Origin of the sequence: Immundisolibacter sp., assembly GCF_041625615.1 — a bacterium.
Classification (GTDB): Bacteria; Pseudomonadota; Gammaproteobacteria; order Immundisolibacterales; family Immundisolibacteraceae; genus Immundisolibacter.
On record NZ_JBFJTF010000018.1, the window covers coordinates 1 to 25088 of the forward strand.

Consider the following 25088-nt stretch of genomic DNA (forward strand, 5'->3'; position numbering starts at 1 on the left):
AGGCCCAGTGCCGGCATCTGGTGTGTCCCTACCACGGCTGGACCTTCGACCTGGCCGGGCGCCTGATCAGCGTGCCCATGCGCGACCACCAGGCCGGCGGGTTCAACGAGGCCGAGCTCGGCCTGGTGGCGCTGGCCCGCGTGGACAGCTACCGCGGCTTCGTGTTCGGCAGCCTGAACCCGCAGCTGCCGTCGCTGACCGAGCACCTGGGTGCCGCGGCCGAGTTCTTCGACCTGTTCGCCGACCTGTCGCCGTCGGGCCACATCCGCATCGAGACCGGCGTCACCCGCTACCAGTTCCGCGGCAACTGGAAACAGCAGGTTGAGAACTCCATGGACGGCTACCACCCGGCGCTGGTCCACCACAGCTTCTTCGAGGACGTGCTGAAGCCGCGCATCGGCCGCGGCATGGGCTTCATCGTCGGCCCGCAGTCGCCGGCCAAGAGCGTGGCGCTCGGCAACGGCCACGCGCTGATCGACTTTCGCGCCTTCGACCGCAAGGCCATCCTCGGCGCCGACAAGCCGAAGTCCGAACAGGACTGGCACGACGCCGTGCGCGCCCGCCTCGCGGACCGCCCGGACTACGCCGAGGCGGTCATCACCTGCAACGGCGGCGACGGCTTCAACCTGCTGGTCTATCCGAACCTGGTGCTCATCAACAACCAGATTCGCGTCATCCACCCGGTCAGCTACGACCGCACCGAGGTGTTCGCCTACCCGGTCACGCTCGAAGACGTGGCGCCCGAGATCAACGCCGCGCGCATCCGCGCCCACGAGGACTTCTACGGCCCGGCCAGCTTCGGCGCGCCGGACGACATCGAGATGTTCCAGCGTCAGTGGGACGGCATGCTGCGCACGCCGGCCATGGAGTGGCTCTACTACGACCGCGGCCTGGATCAGGAAGAACCGCTCGGTGCCGACGGGCGCCAGTCCCACGTGTCCGACGAAACCGCCCACCGCGGCATCTGGCGGCGCTGGCTGCAACTGATGGAGGGCGCGTGATGGGCGAGTTCACCGACCGGCAGGCGGCGGTCGAGCGCTTCCTGTACCAGGAAGCCCGGCTGCTGGACGACAGGCACTTCGCGCAGTGGGTGGACCTGTTCACCGAGGATGGCCTGTACTGGGTGCCCTCCGGTCAGGACGGACCGGCCGAGCAGGCGGTGGCGCTGATCTACGACAACACGCACCGCCTGCGCGAGCGCCTGACGCGCATGGACAGCCGGGCCTTCTGGGCCCAGCAGCCGCCGACCCACACCACGCGCCTGGTCGGCAACGTGCTGATCGAGCCATCCGACGGGCCGGAGCTGGCCGTCGAGTGCCGCTTCATCCTGACGCTGCTGCGCCGCCACCGGCAGGCCCTGCTGTCCGGCGCGGCGCATTACCGCCTGCAGCCGGCCGGCGACAGCTTCCGTATCCGCCAGAAAGTGGTCACGTTGCAGGAACGCGACGAGGCCTTCGACAACCTGACCTTTCTCATCTGAGGCACACGGACGTGAATCAACCTCACCGCACACTGCCGGCGGGCCGCGACTGGGTGGACGTCGAGGCCGGCACGGCGGCCCGTGCCATCTTCACCGACCAGGCCATCTGGCAACTGGAACAGGAACGCGTGTTCGCCAGAAGCTGGCTGTTCCTGGCCCATGCGTCGGAACTCCCGCAGCCCGGCGACTACGTCACCCGCCAGCTGAGCAATGACCCGGTGCTGGTGGTGCGCGGCGAAGACGGCACCGTGCGCGCCTTCCACAACAGCTGCCCGCACCGCGGCACGCAGCTGTGCCGCGCCGACGCCGGCAACGCCAGGACCTTCCGCTGCCCCTACCACGGCTGGGTGTTCGGCCTCGAAGGCGAGCTCAAGCAGGCCGCCTACCCGCCGGAAATCGCCACCCTCATCGGCGCGGTCGGCGACGACCTGATCGCCATGCCCAAGGTGGCCGAGTACGCCGGCCTCATCTTTGGCAGCTGGGACCCGGACGCGCCCTCGCTGGACGACTACCTGGGCGATTCGCGCTTCTACATCGACCTTTTCGCCAACCGCAGCCCGGCCGGCATGGAAGTGCTCGGCCCGCCCCAGCGCTGGGTGTTCAACGCCAACTGGAAACTCGGCGCGCTGAACTTCGGCGCCGACGGCCCGCACGCCGCCAGCGTGCACGGGCCCATCACCTACCTCACCCTGAACGTGCCGCAGGACGTGGTGGTGCAGCAGCTGATGCACAGCCCGGCGGTGGACATCGGCAAGGGACACAGCTGCATTTTCCTGGAGCTGCCGCCGGAGGCACCGGACTACGCCGGCTTCTCGCCGCAGCTGGTGCCGCACTACCAGCGCACGCTCAACGCCGCCCAGCAACGCTTCATGGCGCGTGGCCTGACCAAGGTGATGACCAACTTCCCGAACACCTCGTGGGTGGAAAGCTCGGTGCGCTTCGACGGCACGTCGGCGCCGGTGCCGTTCTGCAACCTGCGCACCTGGCAGCCGCTCGGCGCCCAGCAGACCGAGGTCTGGAACTGGCTGCTGATCGAGAAGGAAGCCGCCGAGGAATTCAAGCAGGCCAGCTACGAGATCGGCATCCGCACCTTCAGCGTCGGCGGCACCTTCGACCAGGACGACGCCGAGGCCTGGGCCGCCATCAACCGTGGCTGCCGCGGCACCATCGGCGCCCGCTATCCGGTCGATTTCCGCGGCACCCGCTACTACCGGGACAAGCCGATCGCGGACTTTCACGGACCGGGCACGGCCTACCCGTCCACCTATTCGGAAATGTCCGAGTTCGCGCTGCTCATCCACTGGCAGCGCGTCATGCAGGGGAAGGAAACGTCATGAACCCGCAGGCGCTGCGCAAGACCATCCCGGACGGGAGCGTCCTCGACGACGGGGCATTTCGTGCCGTGTACGAGTTTCTGAGCCTCGAATCCGACTGCCTGGGCTGCGGTGACCTGCCGGCCTGGCAGGCGCTGCTGGCGCCCCAGATCCGCTACCGGGTGATGGCGCCGGCCTTCATGGATGCGGCCCGGCCGCGGCACTACGGCCGCGGCACCCCGTACTTCGATGACGACGCCGACAGCCTGGCCATCCGCGTGCGCCAGCTGAGCACGCCGAGCTTCACCATCGCCGAGAACCCGCCGACCATCGCCCGGCACTTCGTGACCAACATCCGGGCGGCGCGGACCGACGGGGGCATCGAGGCGCTCAGCAACGTGCTGGTGCTGCGCGTGCGCGCGACCGAACCCGAGCCGGCCGTGGTGTCGGCGCGGCGCGTCGACCTGCTGGTGGAAACGCCGCACGGGCTGCGCCTGGCCTCGCGCCTGGCGCAGCTCGATCAGGTCAGCGTGCGCCAGCCGAACCTCAGCTTCTTCATCTGACGGACCCGCCAATGTCCGTACCGGCCACGCCCCCTGTCGCCACCGCAAACGGGACCTGGAAGACCCCGCGCGCGGTGGCCGCCGGACCCTGGCCGCTGCCTTGCACCATCCGCCCGCCAACGGATGGTCTCAACCCGAGTGCTCTTCAGGAGGAGGAGCGGTACCGGTCGTGGACGTCGCACCGGCGACGACACCCGAACGGGCCGGACCCCCACCAGGAGACACGCTATGGACAGCTCTCTAACCCTACGCACAGCCGCAGGGCTGGCCTTGTGCGGCCTGCTGGCCGCCGGGCCGGGCCTGGCCGGTGCCGCTGAACTGCCGCCCGGCACGCGCATCGACGCCAGCAACGTCGATGCCGTGCAGGCCGACACCTTCGAAGGACACCGCATTGCCGACCTGATGCCGCCATCCATGGTGCAGGCGGTCAAGGAAGCCGGCATGGTCATCGACCTGAAGGCGTCGACGCCGCTGAAGTACAACCAGCGTGTCATCGAGGCCACCAGGCTGCAGGGCGACAAGGCCGGCATCGACGACAAGCGGCACCTGACCGGCTTCACCACCGGCATCCCGTTCATGAACATCAGCGACACCGACCCGCAGGGCGGCCTGAAGCTGATCTACAACATCATGCGTTCACCCTGGTTCGCCGACGCCGTCGACTTCGAACCGATGGTGTTCCTGACCACCACCAAGGCCCGCGGACTCAGCAAGGAGCTGCACACCAAATACGGCCGGCTGCTGCAGACCGGACGCCTGAGCCAGCCCTACACGCTCGGCGACGACGGCGTGGTCAAGCGCGAGATGCTGATGTTCACCTACCCGAACGACGTGCGCGGCGTCGGGACGCTGACGGTGCAGTACGAAGACGGCCGCCTGCCGGACGTGTACGCCTACATCAAGGCCGTGCGCCGGGTACGGCGCCTGTCCGGCAGCGCCTGGGCGGACCCGGTGATCGGCACCGACCTGCTGACCGACGAGACCTTCGGCCTGAACATCGACCCCACCTGGTACCCGGAGTACAAGATCACCGGCAAGCGCTGGATCCTGGCCTCGCTGCACAGCCAGTCCACCGGCGCCCGGCTCGACGCCAGCACGCCCGAGGCACGCTACGGGCAACTGGCCCTGCGGCCCGGCGACGGCATCGGCTTCACCGAGAACTTCGAGCCGCGGGAAGTGTGGACGCTGGAGGCGACCATGCCCCGGGGGCACCTGGCCAGTCGCAAGCTGATCTACGTCGACGTCGACCCGTACTACCCGCTCATGCACTGGCAGGAGATCTACGACCGCAAGAACGAACTGTGGCGCCTGCTGTACCACAGCTGGGTCAGCACGGTCCGCGACGACGGCCAGCCGGGCATTTACCCCAGCATCATCTGGGTGCCCGACCTGCAGCGCGAACGCGCCACCTGGGCCTACCTGAACCCGACCACGGCGCACGCCAACTTTGCCGACGCCGACCCGGCCAACTACAGCCCGCAGGCCATCCCGCGCCTGCTGCAGTAGCCGGCACGCCGGGCGGGCACCCGGTGCCCGCCCGGCTCAGCCGGTACGACCGACGATCTGCGCCGTGGCCATCAGCTCCTCCAGCAGTGCCATGGCGGCACAACCGGATGTGCTGAACGGGTCCAGTTGCGGCCGTTCCGAGTACTTCAGCAGGATCGACGGGTTGACCTTGTGCAGGTTGACCTGGCCCATGGTCCAGCCGCTGCAGTGCCGCTCGGTGATTTCCTGGTAATGCAGCAGCGTCACCGGGTCGTGGCGCTCGTCACGCACGATGCGGTTGTACAGGTCGTTGACCGCCGCGCGCCCGCCCTCGAGCAGCTGCATGTAGACATCCCCGCCGTAGCACAGGATGCCGGTGATGCCCTGCGCCGGGTTGCTGTGCCGCGACTCGTTCAGGATGGCCTCCAGGACATCCTGGGTCACGGCGCCACGGGCGCGACTGGCATACAGCAGGCGAACGAGCATGATGACCTCCGGTTAGCCGTGACTGCGCTGCAGCAGGGCCAGAAACTCCCGGCGCAAGCTGGCATCGGTCAGGAACACGCCGCGCATGACACTGTTGACCATCTTCGAGTCGGTGTCCTTGACGCCACGCCACTGCATGCAGAAATGATCGGCCTCCATGACGATGGCCAGCCCGTCCGGCTGCATGCGCTCCTGCAGCAGATCGGCCAGGCGGGTCACCGCCTCCTCCTGGATCTGCGGGCGGCTCATGATCCAGTCGGCCAGGCGCACGTACTTCGACAGTCCGATCAGGTTGGAGTGTTCGTTCGGCATCACGCCGATCCACACCTTGCCGATGATCGGACACAGGTGGTGCGAGCAGGCACTGCGGATGGTGATCGGCCCGACGATCATCAGTTCGTTCAGGCGCTCCACGTTGGGAAACTCGGTCACCTCCGGCGGCGGCGCGTAGCGGCCCCGGAACACCTCGTTCAGGTACATCTTGGCCACCCGGCGGGCGGTCTCGCGGGTGTTGTGGTCGCTGTCGGTGTCGATCACCAGGCTGCGCAGCACATCGACCAGCTTGTCCTCGACCTCCGCCTGCAGCAGGGGCAGCTCGTCGGCCTCGATGAAGGCGGCGATGTTGTCGTTGGCGTGGAAGCGCGCCCGCGCGCGCTCGATGCGCTCGCGGATGCGTGCCGACACAGGCGGGGCCAGCGCGCCGCCGGTGGGGGTATCGGGCTGATTCATCAAAGGAACCTGAAAACGGACCGGTATACCGATGCTAAACCGAATCCGCCGACCCCGGCACGGCGGCCGGTCCGCGCGCACAATGTTCGGGCTCACATCAGCCGCCAACGCCGATGCCGGACCTGACCTGCCCGCTGCCCATCACCGACTACCCGAACGTGCTGCTGGCGCACGGCGCGGGCGGCCAACTGATGCACCAGCTGCTCGACACACTGATCGTGCCGGCGCTCGGGCCGGCGCTGACCCCGGCCGGTCACGACGCCGCCGTGCTGCCCACACCGCCCGGCCAGCCGGCGCTGACCACCGACAGCTACGTCGTGCGCCCGCTGTTCTTTCCGGGCGGTGACATCGGGCGCCTGGCGGTCTACGGCACGGTCAACGACCTGGCCATGGCCGGCGCCGTGCCGCTGGCGCTGACCCTGGGGCTGATCATCGAGGAAGGCCTGCCCACGGAGACCCTGTGGCGGGTGCTGCTGTCGGTACGCGAGGCGGCGCTCGATGCCGGCGTGCGCATCGTCACCGGCGACACCAAGGTCGTCGAACGCGGCCACGGCGACGGCCTCTACATCAACACCGGCGGGTTCGGCACGGTGCCGCCGGGCGCCGGCCTGCATCCAGAGCGCATCCGTGCCGGCGACGCGGTGCTGGTCAGCGGCGACCTCGGCCGGCACGGCATCGCCGTGCTGGCACAGCGCGAGGGCCTGGCCTTCGAAAGCCCGGTGCACAGCGACTGCGCGCCGCTGCACCGCACCGTGGCAGCCCTGCAGGAGGCCGGTGTCGACCTGCACTGCGCGCGCGACCTGACCCGCGGCGGCCTCGCCGGCGCCGTGGTGGAGCTGGCCGCGGAAGCCGGCTGCGACATCGAACTCGACCAGGCCCGGCTGCCGGTCAGCGGGCCGGTGGCCGCCGCCTGCGAACTGCTGGGCCTGGACCCGCTGCAGGTGGCCTGCGAAGGCCGGCTGGTGGCCTTCGTGCCGGCCACCCGGGCGGACGCCGCCCTGGCGGTGCTGCGGTCCGCCACCGGCGGCGGACAGGCGCAGTGCATCGGCCGCGTCGCGCCCGGGCGCGGCCGAGCCATCCTGAACGGCCTGTTCGGCGTGGCCCGGCCGCTCGACCTGCCGGCCGGCGAGCTGCTGCCGCGCATCTGCTGATGCACGCCGGGCCCGCCGCCACACCGAACCCGGCGACCGCGCCGTGGTCCCACAAGGCGCGCAGCTGACGCCCAACCACGAGGATCACGCGACGTGGCCGATTCCCAACCTTCCAGCGACACCGCAGATGGCTGGCTGCGCGAAGGCGAGACCTGCTCGGTCGTCGCCCGGGCCGACCGGCTGGCCTTCCTGGTGGACGCCGCCGCGTACTTCAGTGCCCTCAAGGCAGCGGCCCAGCGCGCCCGCCACAGCATTCTCATCATCGGCTGGGACGTGCACAGCCGCACCCTGCTGGACCTGCCGGAACGCGCCGACCCGTCGCTGCCCAACGAACTGGGACCCTTCCTGGATCACCTGGTGCGCCGCCGGCGCGACCTGCACGTGCGCGTGCTGGACTGGGACTCGCCGCTGGTCTACGGCCTGGAACGCGAATGGCTGCCACAGGCGCGTTTCGACTGGTTCACCCACCCGCGCCTGTGCTTCGCACTGGACGCCTGTCACCCGCTGGGCGCCGCCCACCACCAGAAGCTGGTGATCATCGACGACGCGCTGGCATTCATCGGCGGCCTCGACCTGGCACGCAGTCGCCTGGACACCCCTGAGCATCTGCCCGACGACCCACGCCGCACCAACGCCGACGGCGCGGCCTACGGCCCGTTCCACGACATCCAGGTGGCCGTCGACGGCGCCGCCGCCCGGGCGCTGGCGCAGGAAGCCCGCGCCCGCTGGACCCGCGCCACCGGCGAGCACCTGACGCCGGCCAACGGCAGCGGCAACGTGTGGCCGGACGGCGTCGAGCCCGACCTGACCGACGTGCCGCTCGGCATCGCGCGCACCTACGGCGCCTGGCGCCAGCACCCCGAAGTGCGCGAGATCGAGGCCCTGCTGCTGGCGGCCATCGCCCGGGCCCGCCACGGCATCTACATCGAGAACCAGTACTTCGCCGCCAAGCACCTGGCGCTGGCGCTGGCCGAGCGCCTGCGCGAGCCGGACGGCCCGCAGGTGACGCTGATCCTGCCGCAGGAACCGACCGGCTGGCTGGAACAGACGGCCATGGGTATTACCCAGCGCTGCCTGCTGACACAACTGCGCGAGGCCGACCGGCACGGCCGCCTGGGCGTGTACGTGCCCATGCACGACGCGGCCGCCATCAAGGTGCACGCCAAGCTGATGATCGTCGACGACCGCCTGCTGACCGTCGGCTCGGCCAACCTCAACAACCGCTCCATGGGGCTCGACTCGGAGTGCAACATCGCGCTCGACGCCCGCGACCGGCCGGCCGCGGCGCAGGCCATCACCCGCCTGCGCCAGCGCCTGCTGGCCGAACACCTGGGCCGCGATGGGGAGCAGGTGGCCCGGCATAGCGGCGCCGGGGAGGGCAGCAACAGCGCCATCGAGGCCCTGAACGGACAGGCCCGCCACCTGGCCCCGTTCCCGGAGCACGCGCCCGATTCACTGGACACCGTCATCGCCGACACGCGTCTGCTCGACCCGGCCGCGCCGGCCGTGCCGGAGCAACTGGCCGACGAAATGATCAGCGGCGACGACCACCGCCGCAGTCTGCGCCACACACTGCTGCGCCTGGGCGCGGTGCTGGCGGTACTGCTGGCACTGGCCGCCCTGTGGCGCTGGGGGCCGCTGGGGGAATGGCTGGACGTGGCACGCCTGCAGCACTGGCTGACGCAGCTGCGCAGCGACCGCACGGCAACCGCCGTGCTGCTGGCGGTGTACGTGGTGGGCGGGCTGCTGATGTTCCCGGTGACCGTGCTGATCGCCGTCACCGGCGTGCTGTACGGCCCGCTGTCCGGGCTGGCGGTGGCCGGCAGCGGGGCGCTTCTGAGCGCCACCGCCGGCTACGGCGCCGGCGCCCTGCTCGGCCGGCGCACGGTGCGGCGGCTGGCCGGCCATGGCCCGGACGCCATCAGCCGCCAGCTGGCGCGGCGCGGCGTGCTGTCGGTGACGCTGATCCGCCTGCTGCCGCTGGCACCGTTCACGGTGGTAAACCTGGCAGCCGGCGCCTCGCACATCCGGTTTCGCGATTTCCTGCTCGGCACCGCCTTCGGCATGGCGCCGGGCGTGGTCGCCATCACCGTGTTCTCGGGCCAGATCGCCACCCTGCTGCGTCATCCGGACACCACCAACCTGGCCATCCTGCTGGCCGTGCTGGTGGCCATCGGCGGCTGTGCCCTGTGGGCCTGGCGGCGCTTTGCGCGCTGAGGCCGCGGCGCTGCGCGTCGCCACGTACAACATCCACCGCGCCATCGGCACCGACCACCAACGCAACCCGGCGCGCATCGCCGGCGTGCTGGGCGAACTGCGGGCGGACGTCGTCGGCCTGCAGGAAGTCGACTGGCACGACGAACCCGGCCGCCGGCACGCGCAGTTCGAATACCTGGCCCGGCTGCCCGGCTACGCGGCGGTGGCCGGCCCCAACCTGCGCGATCACCGCGGCCACTACGGCAACCTGCTGCTCACCCACCTGCCCATCCGCGCCGTGCGCCTGCACAACCTCAGCCTCGATGGCCGCGAACCGCGCGGCGCGGTGGACGTGGACCTGGCGCTGGGCGCCGGCAGCCTGCGGGTCATCGTCACCCACCTGGGCCTGCGCGTCGGCGAACGCTGGCGCCAGGCCTGGGCGCTGCGACGGCTGCTCCTGCAGGCACCGGACCGCCCCACCGTGCTGCTCGGCGACCTCAACGACTGGCTGCCGGGCAGTCCCACGGTGCGCCCGTTGCTGGCGCTGTGTGCCTCCCGCCGCCACCCGCGCACCTTTCCCTCCAGGCGGCCCGTGCTGGCGCTGGACCGCATCCTCACGCGTGCCCTGCCGATGCCGAAACCGCCTGTCGCGCACCGCAGTGCCACCGCGTGCGTGGCCTCGGACCACCTGCCGGTGGTGGCCGACCTGCCTGTGCCCGATTGACCACGACCATGCCGATCATTCCCGACTCCCGCGACCTTTCCTTCGCCTTCATCCGCGCCGGCGGCCCGGGCGGGCAGAACGTGAACAAGGTGTCGACCGCGGTGCAGCTGCGCTTCGACACCCGCGGCTTCACGCCCCTCGACGAGGCCGTGCGCGCACGCCTCCGGCACCTGGCCGGGCGCCGCCTGAACGCCGACGGCGTGCTGGTGATCGAGGCACGGCGGTTCCGTACCCAGGAACGCAACCGTACCGACGCCCTGGCGCGGCTCGAGGCGCTGCTGGAGGCCGCGCAGCAGGCGCCGCGCACACGGCGCGCCACGCAGCCCTCGCGGGCCGAACGCCAGCGCCGCCTGGATGCCAAGCGCCGGCAGCAGACAGCCAAGCAGCGCCGGCGCCGGCCCGACCTGAACGAGTGACCGGTTGGCCAGGGTTCGTGAGACCATTGATCGTCCGAGGAAATGCTGAACAATTCCGCGCATGGAGTGTTCAGCTCGCCGCAGCGCCGCACGTGCCCGCGCTGCACGGCGTGAGTCAGGGGTTCAGGCCCTCGACTCGCGCCGGGGCATCCCCCCCGGGCGGGAAGCGCCGAACGAAACGGCGGTTCCCTAACCGCTCCCCCGTCAGGAGAACGCCATGCCGGAAGCCTTCATCTACGACGCCGTGCGCACGCCGCGCGGCCGCGGCAAACCCGACGGCGCACTGCACCAGGTGCCGCCGATCCGCCTCGCCACCACGGTGCTGAACGCACTGCGCGACCGCCTCGAACTGGACACCGCCCACGTGGACGACGTGGTCCTGGGCGTGGTGAGTCCGGTCGGCGAACAGGGCTCGAACATCGCCCGTGTGGCCGCGCTCGAGGCCAACTACGCCGAAACCGTGGCCGGCGTGCAGATCAACCGCTTCTGCGCCTCCGGCCTGGAGGCGGTCAACATGGCCGCCGGCCAGATCATGGCCGGCCAGTCGGACCTGGTGGTCGGCGGCGGCGTCGAGTCCATGTCGCGCATTCCCATGTCGGCCGCCGGTGGCGCCTGGTATGCCGACCCGCAGGTGGCCTTCCACAGCCACTACGTGCCGCAGGGCATTTCGGCCGACCTCATCGCCACCCTGTACGGCTACTCGCGCGCCGACGTCGACGCCTACGCCGCCCAGTCGCAGGCACGCGCCGCGCAGGCCTGGGAGGAAAAGCGCTTCGCGCGGGCAGTGATACCGGTACACGCGGTGGACGGCGCCGTGCTGCTGGACCACGACGAGCACCGCCGCCCCGGCACCACGGTCGAGAGCCTCGCCTCGCTGCCGGCCGCGTTCGAGAAATTCGGCGCCGAGTACGGATTCGACGCCGTGGCCCTGCAACGCTACCCGCAGCTCGAACGCATCGAGCACGTGCATCACGCCGGCAACTCGTCGGGCATCGTCGACGGCGCGGCGGCCGTGCTGGTCGGCAGCCGCGAGGCGGGCGAACGGCTGGGCCTGAAGCCACGCGCCCGCATCCGCGGCTTCGCCTCGATCGGCACCGAGCCGACCATCATGCTCACCGGACCGGCACCAGCCACGCAGAAGGCCCTCAAGCGCGCCGGCATGAGCCCGGCGGACATCGACCTGTACGAGGTCAACGAGGCGTTCGCCGCCGTGGTGCTGCGCTTCGCCGACCTGGTCGGCGTGCCCATGGACAAGATCAACGTCAACGGCGGCGCCATCGCGCTCGGCCACCCGCTGGGTGCCACCGGCGCCATGCTGCTGGCCACCGTGCTCGACGAACTGGAGCGGCGCGACCTCGCCACCGGCCTGGTGACGCTGTGCATCGGCGCCGGCATGGGCACCGCCACCATCATCGAACGGCTGTGAGGAGAACGCGATGATCGACTACCGCGTGGACGACGACGGCATCGCCATCGTCACCTGGAACAACCCCGACAGCCCGGTCAACACCCTCACCGACGCCTCGCTGGCCGCCTACGAGACGGCCATGGACCGCGCCCTGGCCGACACCGCGGTCAGGGGCATCGTCGTGACCAGCGCCAAGCGCGACTTCATCGCCGGCGCCGACGTGCACAACTTCCTGGCCGCGCGCAGCGTGCAGGAGCTGGAAGCGCGCAGCCGGCGCGCCAGCGCCCTGATCCGGCGCCTGGAAACCGCCGGCAAGCCCCTGGTGGCGGCCATCAACGGCACCGCCCTGGGCGGCGGACTGGAAATCACGCTCGGCTGCCACCACCGGATCGCCGCCGACAACCCCAAGACCCGCCTTGGCCTGCCGGAAGTCACCCTCGGCGTGCTGCCCGGCGCCGGCGGCACGCAGCGCCTGCCACGGCTGATCGGCATCCGCGCCGCCGTGCCGCTGATGGCGGAGGGCAAGCGCCTGCCGGTGGCCGACGCCCTGAAGGCCGGCATCGTCCACGCCGTGGTACCGGCCGACCAGCTGATCGACCAGGCCCGGGCGTGGATCCTGGCCGGCGGCGAGGCGCTGCAGCCGTGGGACCGCAAGGGCTTTCGCCTGCCCGGCGGCGATCTGACCCATCCCGGCCTGCAGGAATTCATGTCGGTGGTCATCGCCAAGGTGCACGAGCGCACCGCCGGCAACTACCCGGCGCCGCTGAACATCCTGTCGTGCGTCTACGAGGGAACCGGCTCGCCCATCGACGCCGGCCTGGACATCGAAAGCCGCTACTTCGGCGTCACGGCCGCCACCGTGCAGGCCGAAAACCTCATCCGCAGCGGCTTTCTGGCCCTGAACGACGCGCGCAAGCTGAAGGCCCGCCCCAAGGACGTGCCGAAGGCCGAGTTCCGCAAGGTGGGCGTGCTCGGCGCCGGGCTGATGGGCAGCGGCATCGCGCACGCCTGCGCCAGCGCCGGGCTCGAAACGGTGCTGCTGGACCGCGAGCAGGCGCTGGCCGAACGCGGCAAGGCGCACGCCGAGAAACTGCTCGGCCGCGAGGTGGAGCGCGGGCGCCTGGACGCGGACGGCCGCGCGGCGGTGCTCGCCCGCATCACGCCGACCGCCGACTACGCCACGCTGGCCGGCTGCGAGCTGGTCATCGAGGCGGTGTTCGAGCAGCGCGAAATCAAGGCCGAGGCCACCCGCCGCACGGCGGAGGCCACCGGGCCCGACGTGCTGTTCGGCTCGAACACCTCCACCCTGCCGATCACCGGCCTGGCCGAGCACTGGCCGCGGCCGGACAACTTCATCGGCCTGCATTTCTTCTCGCCGGTGCACCGCATGGCGCTGGTGGAGGTGATCCGCGGCCGCCAGACATCGGACGCGTGCCTGGCCCAGGCGCTCGACTTCGTGGCGCGCATCGGCAAGACGCCGGTGGTGGTCAACGACAGCCGCGGCTTTTTCACCAGCCGCGTGTTCACCACCTATTTCGAGGAAGGCATGGCCCTGCTGGCCGAGGGCGTGGCACCGGCCCTGATCGAGAACGCCGGCCGCCAGACCGGCATGCCGCTCGGCCCGCTGGCGGTGGCCGACGAGGTGGCCCTGGACCTGCTGCACAAGGTCATCACCCAGACCCGGGCGGACCTGGGCAGCGCCTACACCGCGCCGGCATCGGCGCCGGTGATCGAGCTGTTCGTGGAAAAGCTCGGCCGGGTCGGCAAGAAGGCCGGCAAGGGCTTCTACGACTACGCCGACGGCCAGCGGCGCCTGTGGCCGGGCCTGGCCGAACAGTTCCCGGTGGCCGCCACGCAGCCGGACGTGGCCGCCGTCAAGCAGCGCCTGCTGCACATCCAGGCGCTCGAAGCCATGCGCTGCCTCGACCAGGGCGTGGTGGGGAGCACCACCGACGCCGACGTCGCCTCGTTGCTCGGCTGGGGCTTTCCGCCGTGGACCGGCGGCGTGCTGTCCTACGTGGACACGGTGGGCCTGGACCGCTTCGTGGCCGAGTGCGAGTCGCTGGCAGCGCATGCCGGCGACCGTTTCGCGCCACCGGACTCGCTCAGCAAACTGGCCGGCAGCGGCCGCAGCCTGCGCGACGCGCGCTGACATCCAACCCGCGACAGGGAAACACCCGTGGACTACCAGGACCTGCTGTACGCCGAACAGGACGGCGTCGCCACCATCACCATCAACCGGCCGGAGGTGTACAACGCCTTTCGCGCCCAGACCGTCGAGGAGCTGATCCACGCCTTCCAGCGCGCCGGCTGGAACCCGGACATCGGCGTCATCGTGCTGACCGGCGCCGGCGACAAGGCGTTCTGCACCGGCGGCGACCAGAAATCCCACGCCGGCAGCTACGGCGGCCGCGGCACCATCGGCCTGCCGGTGGAAGAGCTGCACACCGTCATCCGCGACGTGCCCAAGCCGGTGATCGCCCGCGTGCAGGGCTACGCCATCGGCGGCGGCAACGTGCTGGCGGTGCTGTGTGACCTGACCATCGCTTCCGACAAGGCCCAGTTCGGCCAGGTCGGACCCAAGGTGGGGTCGGTCGATCCGGGCTTCGGCACGGCGTATCTGGCGCGCATCGTCGGCGAGAAGAAGGCCCGCGAGATCTGGTACCTGTGCCGCCGCTACAGCGCCGAGCAGGCCGAGCGCATGGGCCTGGTCAACGCCGTGGTGCCGCATGATCAGCTCGACGCCGAGGTCGCCGTCTGGTGCGCCGAGATCCTGGCCAAGAGCCCGACCGCGCTGGCCATCGCCAAGCGGTCCTTCAACGCCGACAGCGAGCAGATCCGCGGCCAGGCCTCGATGGGCCTGCAGGCGCTGTCGCTGTACTACGACACCGAGGAATCGAAGGAAGGCGTGCGCGCCTTCAACGAAAAGCGCCCCCCCGAGTTCCGCAAGTACCAGAAAAAATGATCTACGACGCCCCGGACTGGTTCCACGACGCAGTCGGCACGCCGGCCCAATCGCACTGGGTACAGGTCGACGGCTGCGCCATCCACTACCGCCGCTGGGGCGAATCCGGCCCGCCCCTGCTGCTGGTGCACGGCGGCGGCGCACACAGTCACTGGTGGGACTTCATCGCGCCGTGGCTGGCCACCGATCACCGGGTGGCGGCCATGGACCTGTCCGGCATGGGCGAGAGCGGCCGGCGCGAGCAGTACCTGATGGACGACTTCGCCGCCGAGGCACTGGGCGTGTGCGAGGACGCCGGCTTCGGCAGCGACGTGACGCTGGTCGGCCACAGCCTGGGCGGCGCGGTGTGCCTGCGCGCCGCCGCCAACCGACCCGAGCGGGTCGGCGGGCTGGTGATGGCCGACTCGCCGATCCGCCCGCCGGGTTTCCAGTTCCCCGGCACGGCGCGCAACCCGCTGCGCCAGCCACGGCGTGACTATCCGGACTTCGACAGCGCCCTGGCGCGCTTTCGGCTGATTCCCGAGCAGCCGTGCGAGAACGGCTACATCCTGGACTACATCGGCCGGCGCTCGATCATCGAAACCGCCGAAGGCCATTTCACCTGGAAGTTCGACGACCGGGGCCTGGCCCACATCACGGTCGGCGAGCAGGCCGAGGAGCTGCGCCACCTGCGCTGCCGCATCGGCATCCTGTACGGCGACAGGAGCAAGCTGTTTCCGCCTGAAGTGCGCACCTACGTCCACCAGCTGGTGGACAAGCGCGGCCCGGTGGCGGCGATTCCGGAATCACACCACCACCTGTTCCTGGACCAGCCGCTGGCCTTCGTGGCGGCGCTGCGAACGCTGCTGGCCGACTGGCACGCGCTGTAACGGCGCACCGGGACAAAAAAAACCCGGCCAGGGGGGCCGGGTTCAAAGATTAACCCGCTCAGGGAGGGGAAGCGGGTGATACCTCGCAGAGGTCTCGCTAGGTAAGACGCAGGGGCCGAAAAAAAGTTTCGCCCCTCAGCGACGATTTTTTTCCGCCGCGGCGGCCCGCCGGCGGCGCGCCGTTTTCGGGTCCACACGCAGCGGCAGGAACACCTCCAGGCGGTCGCCTTCGGCCAGTGGTGCTTCCGGCTCCACCGTCCGGCCGTACACGCCCAGCGCGGCGCCCTCGGGCAGCGCCAGACCGGCGGCCTGCAGCGCCTGCCCGGCGCGGGTGCCGGGCGGCAGGTCGAGCGTGCGAACCTGATAGCCGCCGTCGGCCTGCGGCCAGGCAATCTCCACCTGCATGGCGTCAGCGCCGTCCGTACAGGGCGTCCGCACGGCGGCTGAACGAATCGACCAGCCCGTCGGCGATCACGCCCAGTACCGGCCCCAGCGCCGCCCCCAGCAGCCGCCCGGCCAGGGCATAGGCAATGTGGAAACCCACCCGCGTCTGCGGCAGATCGTCGGCGCCGACGTCGTCGAAGCTCCACACGGCGTGAAAGCGGCTGAACGGCCCCTCCACCAGGCGCAGTTCCACCCGTTGGTGCGGCACCAGCAGGTTGCGCGTAGTAAGCCGCTTGTGCAGCCCGGCCATGGCCATGTCCAGACTCGCCACCATGCTGTCCTGGTCACGCTGCAACACCCGCGCCGACGAACACCAGGGCAGGAACTGCGGGTACGACTCGACGTCGTTGACCAGGCTGAACATGTGCTGCGGTGAGTGTGCCACCACCACCGACTTGCGTATCTCGCGAACCGCCGCCATTCGATGCTGTCCCGTGTCCGTGCGTGGGCCATTCATGATAACCAAGCCGCCCCCGGCGACCGGTTCCCCTACAATGCCCAACCCTTGCCTGCCGCCATCTGCCCATGTCCAGCTCCGCCAACATCGTCGTCAACAAGAAGGCGCGCCACGACTACTTCATCGAGGACCGCTTCGAGGCCGGCGTGGCGCTGGAAGGCTGGGAGGTCAAGAGCCTGCGGGCCGGGCGGGTGCAGCTGGTGGACAGCTACGTCATCCTCAAGAACGGCGAGGCCTGGCTGCTGGGCGCGCTGATCACCCCGCTGCCGACCGTGTCCACCCACTACGAGCCGGACCCGCGCCGCACACGCAAGCTGCTGCTGCACCGCGAGGAGCTGAGCAAGCTGATCGGCGCCGTCGAACGCAAGGGCTACACACTGGTCGCCCTGTCGCTGTACTGGAAACGCGGCAAGTGCAAGGCAGAGGTGGGCCTGGCCAAGGGCAAGCAGGCGCACGACAAGCGCGCCAGCGAACGCGACCGCGACTGGCAGCGCGAACGCAACCGGCTGCTCAAGCCGAGGTGACACCGCGCCACGCTGGCGTGGAACTCCCAGCCCGGCTATGCTGTCTTACTCAACGACTTTGGGGGCGACCTGGCTTCGACGTGGGTTACGAACCCTGAGGTGCATGCCGAGGTGCAGTGACCTCGTAAATCACGCTGCAAAAAGATAGTTGCCAACGACGACAACTACGCACTCGCTGCTTAAAACCCAGTAGGGTGCCGTCTGACCGGATGTGCCTGTGCGTCCGGGGTTCAGGCGTCGACACACACAGGCTCGCGGTGCGGCCTGCCTGGAGCCAACCCGCTAAAACCCTGACAGGATCGCCGGTCGCCTTCCCTGCCCGTCGGGTGGTGGCCGGTTAAAACAATAGACTGGGATAAGCATGTAGAGCCGAAGGCAGAGGACTTGCGGACGCGGGTTCGATTCCCGCCGCCTCCACCACTATCTCTTAATAAAATCAAGCACGTGACGACGAAAAGGCCGCCCGCAACGCGGCCTTTTTTTTGCCCCGAGGCCTGCCTGGGTAATTTCCGTTCGCGGCGCCCGACTGTTGCGTGGTCCGTCTCCGTGCCCGTTATGCTGCTCAGCCGCTCCCGCCCCGCGCAAGGCTCGGTGTCGACCGCCGGCTTGCGGACCAGAGCGCACTCGGTCGGCCCGGTCGGAAATCCGGGCACGCAACTGCCGGCCTTGCTCGAGTTGCGGGACCTGTTGGCACTTTGAGTGCCGAACGACGCTCGCACGCAACCGCAGGAGGCAACACGTGGATGAGCTCTCCCTTCTCGTGGACCTGCACCGGGACGGCCCACGCCAAGGGCCCGGCGGCGACGACGAAACGCGCCTTGCCATCACCCTGTCCGGCCTGAGCGGCCGCACGGGCCTGAAGATTGCCGACATCGGCTGCGGGACCGGTGCAGCCGCGCTCGTGCTGGCGAAGGAACTCGATGCCTCGGTGATCGCCGTCGATTTCCTGCCGGACTTTCTGCATCACCTCGGTAGCGTCGCGGCACGCGAGCACCTCGACGGACGGATCGAGACGCTGGCCGCTTCGATGGAATCGCTCCCGTTCGAGGAGCAATCCTTCGACGCCATCTGGTCGGAAGGCGCCATCTACAACATCGGCTTTGCAAACGGCATCAGGGCCTGGCGTCGCTTCCTGAAGCCGGGCGGCATCCTGGCCGTGTCCGAGCTGACATGGCTGACGCAAGACAGACCTGCCGCACTTCAGCAGTACTGGCTCCGGGCGTACGACGAAGTGGATACGGCATCGGCCAAAATGGCGATCCTGGAACGACACGGCTTCGCCCCGGTGGGGTACTTCGCGCTCCCGGAACGCTGCTGGCTGGACAACTACTATCGCCCGATGCGGGCCCGTCTGGCGCCGTTCCTGGAACGCCACGGCCACTCGGAAGCGGCAACGGCCATCGCGGCTGCGCAAGAGCACGAGATCACCCTGTACGAACAACACTCGGCCTTCATCGGTTACGGCTATTATGTGGCGAGAAAAACTGCCGATTGAGCCGCTCATATCGGATCGATGACAGGGCAATCGATGCGGGGGACCCCTGTGGGAACCCCCGGCGCCTTAATCATAAGAAATGGATTTTATTGGCGATTTCATTTTCGCCACCTCCACCGTTACCGAATTTCCGCCCCTTGGTGGAAATTCACGGAAAGCGCCCTGATCGGCGCTTTTTTCGTATCTGGACCCGGCCTGCCCGCGGGCGTGGATCGAGCACGCGCCGGCCAGCCGCCGGCCGACAGCCGGGCCGGCGGGGCTCACGGGGGCATCCGACCCATCTGCTTTCAACCCATCGGTTTTCAGAAGGAGCGTTGTTCTGTATGACTCTGGCCTTCGTCGCGATAGTTTGTGGCCTGGCACTCCTGGTATGGAGCGCCGACCGTTTTGTGGAGGGGGCCGCCACCACCGCCCGCCACTTCGGCATGCCACCCCTGCTGATCGGCATGGTGATCGTCGGCTTCGGCACCTCCGCGCCGGAGATGGTGGTGTCCGCCCTGGCCGCCTCGCAGGGTAAACCGGGCATCGCGCTCGGCAACGCCTATGGCTCGAACATCACCAACATCGCGCTGATCCTCGGTGTGACCGCCCTGATCAGCCCCATCGCCGTGCATTCGCAGGTGCTGCGCAAGGAACTGCCCCTGCTCACGCTGGTGACCGCGCTCGCGGCCTGGCAACTGTGGGATGGCCAGATCACCCGGCTCGATGCGGTGGTGCTGCTCGCCGTGTTCGGCGGGCTGGTGGGCTGGACCCTGTGGCAGGGGCTGCAGAAGAATGGGGATGCGCTGGGCAGTGAAATGGCGCAGGAGCTGGACGTCCGTGTCATGCCGGTCCGCCGGGCGGTGTTCTGGTTGGTGGCAGGCCTGCTGCTGCTCATCCTGAGCTCGCGCATCCTGGTCTGGGGCGCGGTGGAAATCGCCCAGGGTTTCGGCGTCAGCGACCTGATCATCGGCCTGACCATCGTCGCGGTCGGCACCTCGCTGCCGGAACTGGCCGCGTCGGTCATTGCCGCGCGCAAGGGCGAGCACGACATCGCGCTCGGCAACATCCTGGGCTCCAACCTGTTCAACACCCTGGCGGTGGTGGGCATCGCCGGCGCGATTCATCCGCTGGCCGTCGGGCCGGAGGTCTTCAACCGGGACATGCTGGTCATGGCCGCGGTGACCGTGTCGCTGTTCGTTTTCGGTTACGGGTTCCGGGGACCGGGGCGCATCAACCGCATCGAAGGCACGGTGCTGCTGGCCGTTTACCTGGCCTACGTGACCTATCTGATCGGCACGGTTTTCGGCGGGCAGACGTAGGCAGTCCGCCTTCCGGCGTGGCCGCCAAAACGACGCCGGAACACCGAACACGAAACTGCGGTGGTTTCAGCGCCCCGGGCACCGTTATCGGTCGTGCGGCCGCGAGGCCACCATCAACGGCATGGGGCAGGCACGCTGCCGCGCCGGGGACAGCGACCCGCCCTGATAGGCTATGCGCGTTTTCCACGCGCTTGCCGTACCAGTGGGCCCGCTGGAAGGCGGCCTTCGGCGCTGCCCACAGTGTGTTACGGCTCCCCGCGGCAGCGACCAGACTCCCGAGTAGCCACGTCGTGAACCCATCCAGACATCAAACCGAAGCGACCGACGTCACCACGCCAACCCCGGAACAGCCCCAGGCCGCCTCCGCCGAAGGCGCCCTGCGCCATGCGCTGAGCAACGGCATCACGGCGTTCCTGTTCGCCGCCACCGGGCCGCTGGCCATCCTGATCACCGTCGGCCGCAGCGGCGGCCTGTCACAGGCGGACATCGCCTCGTGGATCTTCGGCGCCTATGGTCTCGGTGGCCTGCTGACGCTGTGGATGTGCTGGCGTTACCGCCAGCCACTGGGCCTGGCCTGGACCATTCCGGGCGCGCTGCTGCTGCCGCCGGCGCTCGATCACCTGAGCTTTGCCGAGGTGATCGGCGCCTACTGGGTGACCGGGCTGCTGATTACCGTGCTCGGTGCCAGCGGCGTGGTCAGCCGGGTGATGCGGCGGGTGCCGATGCCCATCGTCATGGGCATGGTGGCCGGCGTGTTCCTGCCGCTGGGCGTACGGGTGATCACGGCCTTCACCGACCTGCCGGTGGTGGCAACCATCACCCTGGCCACCTTCGTGCTGTTCACGGTGCTGCCTACGCTCGGCCGGCGCGTGCCGCCGGTGCTGGCGGCGCTGCTGGCCGGTGTGCTGGCGGCGCTGCTGCTCGGCGCCATGCAGCCGTTGGGCCCGTCCACCGGCCTGCTGGCGACGCCCAGGCTGTACACGCCGGCGTTCTCCGTGCAGGCGCTGCTGGAGCTGGTGGTGCCGATGGCGGTCACCGTGCTGGCCATCCAGAACGCCCAGGGCTTTGCCGTGCTGCAACAGGCCGGCCACAGCGCGCCGGTGCGGGCGGTGACGGTGGCCTGCGGCCTCGGCAGCCTGCCGTTCGCGGCGGTGGGTTCCGTGCCGACCTGCCTGACCGGGCCGGTGAACGGCATCCTGGTGGCCAGCGGCGAGCGCGGGACACACTGGCTGGGCGGTCTGGTGTTCGGCGTCATCATGGTGCTGTTCGGCCTGTTCGCGCCGGCCGCGACGCGGCTGGCGCTGGCGCTGCCGATGTCGCTGATCGGCCTGCTGGGCGGCCTTGCCATGCTGCGCGTGCTGCAGGGCGCCTTCCAGAGTGCGTTTCGTGGCCGCTGCCCGCTGGGCGCCATGGTGGCCTTCGTGGTCACGGTGGCCAACGTGCCCATCCTGAACATCGGCGCGCCGTTCTGGGGCCTGGTGTTCGCCTTCGCGGCGTCAGCGCTGCTGGAGCGTGACGACCTGCGCGAGGCCATGCACGGGCGCTAGGCCCGGCGCGGGTTCAGCGCTCCCCCAGCACCGCCGCCAGGGCGGCGTCGATGGTCGGGTGGCAAAAGCGGTAACCGGCCTGACTGAGCCGGCCGGGCACGACCCGGCTGCTGGCCAGCAGCATCTGCTCGCCCATCTCGCCGAACAGCGCGCGCACCACCGGCGCCGGCAGCGGCAGGCGCGCCGGCCGATGCACGGCACGCCCAAGCGCCGCCGCGAAGTCGCGATACGGCACGGCTCCCGGCGCCACGAAGTTGACCGGCCCGGCCAGCGCCGGCGTGTGCATGGCAAACCGCACCATCTGCACCAGCTCCGGCAGCGCCACCCAGCTGAACCACTGCCGGCCGCTACCCACCGGCCCGCCAAGGCCCAGCCGGAACGACGGCAGCAGGCGCTGCAAGGCCCCGCCGCGCGGGCTCAACACCACGCCGAAACGCGCCTGCACCACGCGCACGCCCGCCTGCGTCAACGGTGCCGCCAGCGGTTCCACCTGCCGGCACACATCGGCCAGGAAACCCTCGCCCGGGCCGTCCTCCTCGTCCGCCGGACGGTCGCCGGTGTCGCCATACCAGCCGACCGCTGATGCCATCAGCACCAGTTCCGGCGGCTGCGGCCGTGCCAGCAGCGCCGCCACCAGCGTGCGCGCGCCGTCGACGCGGCTTTGGACGATGCGCCGCTTCTTGGCGGCGGTCCAGCGCAGGCTGCCGGCGTTCTCCCCGGCCAGATGAATCACCACCTGCGGGTTCAGGTCGGCCGGCAGCACACACACGCCGGCGGCGGGATTCCAGCCGGCCACACCGGCCGGCACCTCGCCGCCGAACCGGGGCAACGGCACCACGCGGTGCCCGTCCGCCTGCAACCCCTGCGTGAGCGCCCCGCCGACGAGGCCACTGGCACCGGTAACGAGCACCGTTTTCATGTTCATCCCCCCGGGCACACACGCCACGCGGCAACCATCCGGCCTGACCGACACGCCAGCCATCCGTCGCGATACCTTTACACTCGATCGGCAACAAAGCGAGCGCCGGACCCGCCACCGCGCCGCCCCACACAGAGGAGAGACCCATGGACATGCCCACCCGCAGCGCCGACGCCTACGCCTGGCCGAGCGCGCCGAACGCCATCCCGCGCGACATCTTCCACCGCGACGACATCTTCCAGGCCGAGATCGAGCGCATCTTCCACGGCCCCTACTGGCACCCGGTGGCGCATGACGCGGAAATCCCCAACCCGCACGACTACAAGACGTTCACGCTCGGCGAGCGGCCGCTGCTGATCAGCCGTGGCGCGGATGGCGCCGTACGCGCCTTCGTCAACGCCTGCAGCCATCGCGGCGTGCTGCTGGTGCCGGGCTTTCGCGGCCACGGCGAGCAGCATGAATGCCCCTACCACCGCTGGTCCTTCGACAGCGCCGGGGAACTGCGGGTATGTCCGGGCGAGGACGACTTCATCGCCGGTTTCGACAAGGCCGACTTCGGCCTGCCGCCGGTGCGGCTGGAGACCCTCCACGGCCTGCACTTCGTCACGCTGGACCCGGCCGCACCGCCGCTGACGACATTCCTTGAAGGCATGCAGGATGTCATCGGCCGCATCCTCGGCGGCGACGGCCGGCTCACCCTGCTCGGCTACCAGAAGGTCGTCTTCAACTGCAACTGGAAGGCCTACTTCGACCAGGACGGCTGGCACGCGCCCATGCTGCACGCCGCGTTTCGCATGCTGAACTGGGTCGGCGGCAAGGGCGTGCTGTCCGGCACCCATCAGGGTCACCGCAACGCGCACTACGAGATCGTGCCCAACCGCAAGCCGCCGCTGATCCAGGACCCCAGCGTCATCGCCTACGAGCACCGGCCCGAGGACGGCGGCCAGCTGGCCATCCTGTTCCCCACCACCAACATGAACAAGCAGATGGACACCATGACGGTGCGCTACGCCGTGCCGCTGGACGCCCACCGCACCGAAGTCCACTACACCTACTTCGCCCACCAGGACGACGACGACGCCACCCGCCGCCACCGCCTGCGCCAGTCCTCCAACATGCTGGGGCCGAGCGGGTTCATCACGCTCGAGGACGGCGCCGTGTTCAACCGCATCACCAAGGCGCGCGGCGCCACCGGCAACAACTACATGGTCAAGGGCATGCGCCTGGACGCCAACCCGTACACCGACTCGCAGCAGAACGACGAGATGCAGTGCGTGGTGTTCTGGGACGCCTACCGGCGGGCGCTGGGAATGACCCGCGCCGACTGAGCGGGATCGCTCCCGGCCCGGACGCCGCACGACGCCCGGGCCGGAAACATGGCGGCCTCAGAACAGGCCGGGCAGGTGGATCAGCTGCGTCTCGCCGTTGGAGTCGTCGACACCGTCGTTGTCGTTGACCACCACGGCGTCGCCGGCCGCTGAAATGGCCAGGCCCTCGATCTTCTCCAGCACCTGGCCGCCGGGGGCTTCCAGGTCCGGCATCAGGTCCCTGACCTGCGTCTTTTCCACCACCGGGAAGCCGGGGGTGGTGCCGACGGCCGGATCGGCCAGCGGCGTCAGCCCCGCCACCGAGAAGCGGTAGATGCGCTTGATGACCGCATCCGGACCGGCCTGATTGTCACGCTCGACGACGGCAAAGGTCTGGTCATCCACCGCGGCGATCTCGGACAGCCCCACCCAGCCGCCATTGGCGGACTGCGGCGCTTCCAGCGGGTAGTAGTAGAAGGCCCAGTCGCCGCTGTGCGGGGTGAAGCGGCCGATGCGCACGTGGCCGGCCGGGTCGTCCGCCCATTCGCGCTGGAAGGCGACGAACACCGCCTCGTCCTCGCCCTGGCCGACGGCGCTCACGCCCTCGAAGCCGAACCGCACCTGGCGGCCGTTGGTGCTCGCCGGCAGCGTGTGCACGGCCTCGATGGTGCCGTCCGCGGCCACCTGCAGCAGCAGGTTCAGCGACTCGACCGGGCGGCCCGGGTCGCCCACCGTGCCAGCACCCTCCGACACCACCCAGAAGCCACCGCCGCGCCGGGTGGCGATGCCTTCCAGGTCCAGGTTGACCGTCATGTCGGCGTTGACCAGGCCGGCATCCACCGCCGCCAGCGCACCGTTGTCACGCAGCACCAGCTCGTCGCTGATGGTGGCCGGCTGGCCGTCGAGCAGGCGGTAGATGCGGCTTTTCCGGTAGAAGCTGTCGTGCACGGCGTACAGCACGCCGGCGTCGGTGAGGTCATAGGCCAGGCCCGACAACGCGCCCCAGGCAATGGGCGCACCGTCGGCCCGGTCGGCCGACACGACGGTCGGGTAGGCGGGCATGTCGGCCGCGCCATAGCGGTAGATGCTCAGCACGGAGCGGAACTTGTCGTCGCGTGCATCGTTCTCGGCCGCCGCCACGAACAGCCCGCGCTGCGGAATCGGCAGCAAGCCTTCCGGCCCGACGCCGGTCGGCAGCGCCTGGCGCAGGCTCAGCTGCTCGCCGACACCGTTCACGTCGTACACGAACACCAGGCTCGCGCGCTCGGAGCCGACGAACAGCACCCGGTCGGTGCCGTACTCGGCGAAG

At 69.8% G+C, this 25088-nt stretch carries 24 protein-coding genes and 1 other RNA gene; 19 read left to right on the top strand and 6 right to left on the bottom strand.

Translation table 11 applies throughout. From position 1 onward, the window contains the following. The 5 genes from ABYX71_RS02555 to ABYX71_RS02575 all read left to right on the top strand — a co-directional run. The coding region (locus tag ABYX71_RS02555; RefSeq protein ID WP_372694624.1) for an SRPBCC family protein at nucleotides 1–1001 on the top strand (1001 nt) is incomplete at its 5' end. Next, on the top strand, nucleotides 1001–1480 hold the full coding sequence (locus ABYX71_RS02560) for an aromatic-ring-hydroxylating dioxygenase subunit beta (RefSeq protein ID WP_372694626.1): 480 nt from the start codon (nucleotides 1001–1003) through the stop codon (nucleotides 1478–1480). The genes ABYX71_RS02555 and ABYX71_RS02560, both read left to right, overlap by 1 nt. An 11-nt stretch (nucleotides 1481–1491) precedes the next feature. Then, nucleotides 1492–2817, top strand: coding sequence for an aromatic ring-hydroxylating dioxygenase subunit alpha (locus ABYX71_RS02565; RefSeq protein WP_372694627.1), 1326 nt, complete (start codon nucleotides 1492–1494; stop codon nucleotides 2815–2817). After that, entirely contained in the window at nucleotides 2814–3356 is a 543-nt protein-coding gene (locus ABYX71_RS02570; protein WP_372694629.1) for an aromatic-ring-hydroxylating dioxygenase subunit beta, read from the top strand. The genes ABYX71_RS02565 and ABYX71_RS02570 overlap by 4 nt, the downstream gene beginning before the upstream one ends. Before the next feature lie 228 nt (nucleotides 3357–3584). After that, complete coding sequence (locus ABYX71_RS02575) at nucleotides 3585–4862, top strand: DUF1329 domain-containing protein (RefSeq protein WP_372694631.1); 1278 nt, start codon at nucleotides 3585–3587, stop codon at nucleotides 4860–4862. Nucleotides 4863–4898: 36 nt separating this feature from the next. Here ABYX71_RS02575 and ABYX71_RS02580 read toward each other — a convergent pair whose 3' ends face one another. Both ABYX71_RS02580 and folE read right to left on the bottom strand, forming a co-directional pair. Further along, the gene (locus ABYX71_RS02580; RefSeq protein WP_372694633.1) at nucleotides 4899–5327 is read right to left on the bottom strand and encodes a BLUF domain-containing protein; all 429 of its coding nucleotides are present in this window, start codon (nucleotides 5325–5327) and stop codon (nucleotides 4899–4901) included. A gap of 12 nt (nucleotides 5328–5339) precedes the next feature. Beyond that, on the bottom strand, nucleotides 5340–6056 hold the full coding sequence (gene folE / locus ABYX71_RS02585) for a GTP cyclohydrolase I (RefSeq protein WP_372694635.1): 717 nt from the start codon (nucleotides 6054–6056) through the stop codon (nucleotides 5340–5342). A 113-nt stretch (nucleotides 6057–6169) separates the two neighbouring features. Between folE and hypE the strand changes: the two genes are divergently transcribed. The 8 genes from hypE (at nucleotide 6170) to ABYX71_RS02625 (ending at nucleotide 15785) form a co-directional block, all read left to right on the top strand. After that, nucleotides 6170–7207, top strand: a complete 1038-nt coding sequence (gene hypE, locus ABYX71_RS02590) for a hydrogenase expression/formation protein HypE (RefSeq protein WP_372694637.1) — start codon at nucleotides 6170–6172, stop codon at nucleotides 7205–7207. Nucleotides 7208–7300: 93 nt separating this feature from the next. Then, complete coding sequence (locus ABYX71_RS02595) at nucleotides 7301–9424, top strand: VTT domain-containing protein (protein WP_372694639.1); 2124 nt, start codon at nucleotides 7301–7303, stop codon at nucleotides 9422–9424. Then, nucleotides 9414–10127 (top strand): endonuclease/exonuclease/phosphatase family protein, encoded by a 714-nt coding sequence (locus ABYX71_RS02600; protein ID WP_372694641.1) that lies wholly within the window; start codon nucleotides 9414–9416, stop codon nucleotides 10125–10127. The genes ABYX71_RS02595 and ABYX71_RS02600 overlap by 11 nt, the downstream gene beginning before the upstream one ends. Before the next feature lie 8 nt (nucleotides 10128–10135). Next, entirely contained in the window at nucleotides 10136–10543 is a 408-nt protein-coding gene (arfB, locus tag ABYX71_RS02605) for an alternative ribosome rescue aminoacyl-tRNA hydrolase ArfB (protein ID WP_372694643.1), read from the top strand. Between the two features lie 217 nt (nucleotides 10544–10760). Then, nucleotides 10761–11969, top strand: a complete 1209-nt coding sequence (locus ABYX71_RS02610) for an acetyl-CoA C-acetyltransferase (RefSeq protein WP_372694645.1) — start codon at nucleotides 10761–10763, stop codon at nucleotides 11967–11969. Nucleotides 11970–11979: 10 nt separating this feature from the next. Further along, nucleotides 11980–14103, top strand: a complete 2124-nt coding sequence (locus tag ABYX71_RS02615; protein ID WP_372694646.1) for a 3-hydroxyacyl-CoA dehydrogenase NAD-binding domain-containing protein — start codon at nucleotides 11980–11982, stop codon at nucleotides 14101–14103. Between the two features lie 27 nt (nucleotides 14104–14130). After that, nucleotides 14131–14916 (top strand): 2-ketocyclohexanecarboxyl-CoA hydrolase, encoded by a 786-nt coding sequence (gene badI / locus ABYX71_RS02620; RefSeq protein WP_372694648.1) that lies wholly within the window; start codon nucleotides 14131–14133, stop codon nucleotides 14914–14916. Beyond that, the gene (locus ABYX71_RS02625; RefSeq protein WP_372694650.1) at nucleotides 14913–15785 is read left to right on the top strand and encodes an alpha/beta fold hydrolase; all 873 of its coding nucleotides are present in this window, start codon (nucleotides 14913–14915) and stop codon (nucleotides 15783–15785) included. The genes badI and ABYX71_RS02625 overlap by 4 nt, the downstream gene beginning before the upstream one ends. 135 nt (nucleotides 15786–15920) lie before the next feature. On the opposite strand, the gene ABYX71_RS02630 is transcribed toward ABYX71_RS02625, so the two are convergent. Together ABYX71_RS02630 and ABYX71_RS02635 are read right to left on the bottom strand one after the other, a co-directional pair. After that, entirely contained in the window at nucleotides 15921–16190 is a 270-nt protein-coding gene (locus ABYX71_RS02630; RefSeq protein ID WP_372694652.1) for an RnfH family protein, read from the bottom strand. A 4-nt stretch (nucleotides 16191–16194) separates the two neighbouring features. Further along, complete coding sequence (locus tag ABYX71_RS02635; protein ID WP_372694654.1) at nucleotides 16195–16650, bottom strand: type II toxin-antitoxin system RatA family toxin; 456 nt, start codon at nucleotides 16648–16650, stop codon at nucleotides 16195–16197. A 104-nt stretch (nucleotides 16651–16754) separates the two neighbouring features. Between ABYX71_RS02635 and smpB the strand changes: the two genes are divergently transcribed. From smpB to ABYX71_RS02660, 5 genes are all read left to right on the top strand, one after another. Next, nucleotides 16755–17210 (top strand): SsrA-binding protein SmpB, encoded by a 456-nt coding sequence (gene smpB / locus ABYX71_RS02640; protein ID WP_372694656.1) that lies wholly within the window; start codon nucleotides 16755–16757, stop codon nucleotides 17208–17210. 60 nt (nucleotides 17211–17270) lie between these two features. Next, nucleotides 17271–17630: a transfer-messenger RNA gene (gene ssrA, locus ABYX71_RS02645) on the top strand. Nucleotides 17631–17949: 319 nt separating this feature from the next. Next, nucleotides 17950–18705, top strand: a complete 756-nt coding sequence (locus ABYX71_RS02650) for a class I SAM-dependent methyltransferase (RefSeq protein WP_372694658.1) — start codon at nucleotides 17950–17952, stop codon at nucleotides 18703–18705. Between the two features lie 323 nt (nucleotides 18706–19028). Then, nucleotides 19029–20006, top strand: a complete 978-nt coding sequence (locus ABYX71_RS02655; RefSeq protein ID WP_372694660.1) for a calcium/sodium antiporter — start codon at nucleotides 19029–19031, stop codon at nucleotides 20004–20006. A gap of 290 nt (nucleotides 20007–20296) precedes the next feature. Beyond that, a complete protein-coding gene (locus ABYX71_RS02660) occupies nucleotides 20297–21553 on the top strand; it encodes a benzoate/H(+) symporter BenE family transporter (protein ID WP_372694662.1) in 1257 nt (418 codons plus the stop codon). A 13-nt stretch (nucleotides 21554–21566) separates the two neighbouring features. Here ABYX71_RS02660 and ABYX71_RS02665 read toward each other — a convergent pair whose 3' ends face one another. Then, a complete protein-coding gene (locus ABYX71_RS02665) occupies nucleotides 21567–22472 on the bottom strand; it encodes a TIGR01777 family oxidoreductase (RefSeq protein WP_372694664.1) in 906 nt (301 codons plus the stop codon). Nucleotides 22473–22618: 146 nt separating this feature from the next. On the opposite strand from ABYX71_RS02665, the gene ABYX71_RS02670 reads away from it, so the two are divergent. Continuing rightward, a complete protein-coding gene (locus ABYX71_RS02670; RefSeq protein WP_372694666.1) occupies nucleotides 22619–23800 on the top strand; it encodes an aromatic ring-hydroxylating dioxygenase subunit alpha in 1182 nt (393 codons plus the stop codon). 57 nt (nucleotides 23801–23857) lie between these two features. Here ABYX71_RS02670 and ABYX71_RS02675 read toward each other — a convergent pair. After that, nucleotides 23858–25088, bottom strand: a 1231-nt coding sequence (locus tag ABYX71_RS02675; RefSeq protein WP_372694668.1) for an esterase-like activity of phytase family protein, incomplete at its 5' end; no start/stop codon positions are given.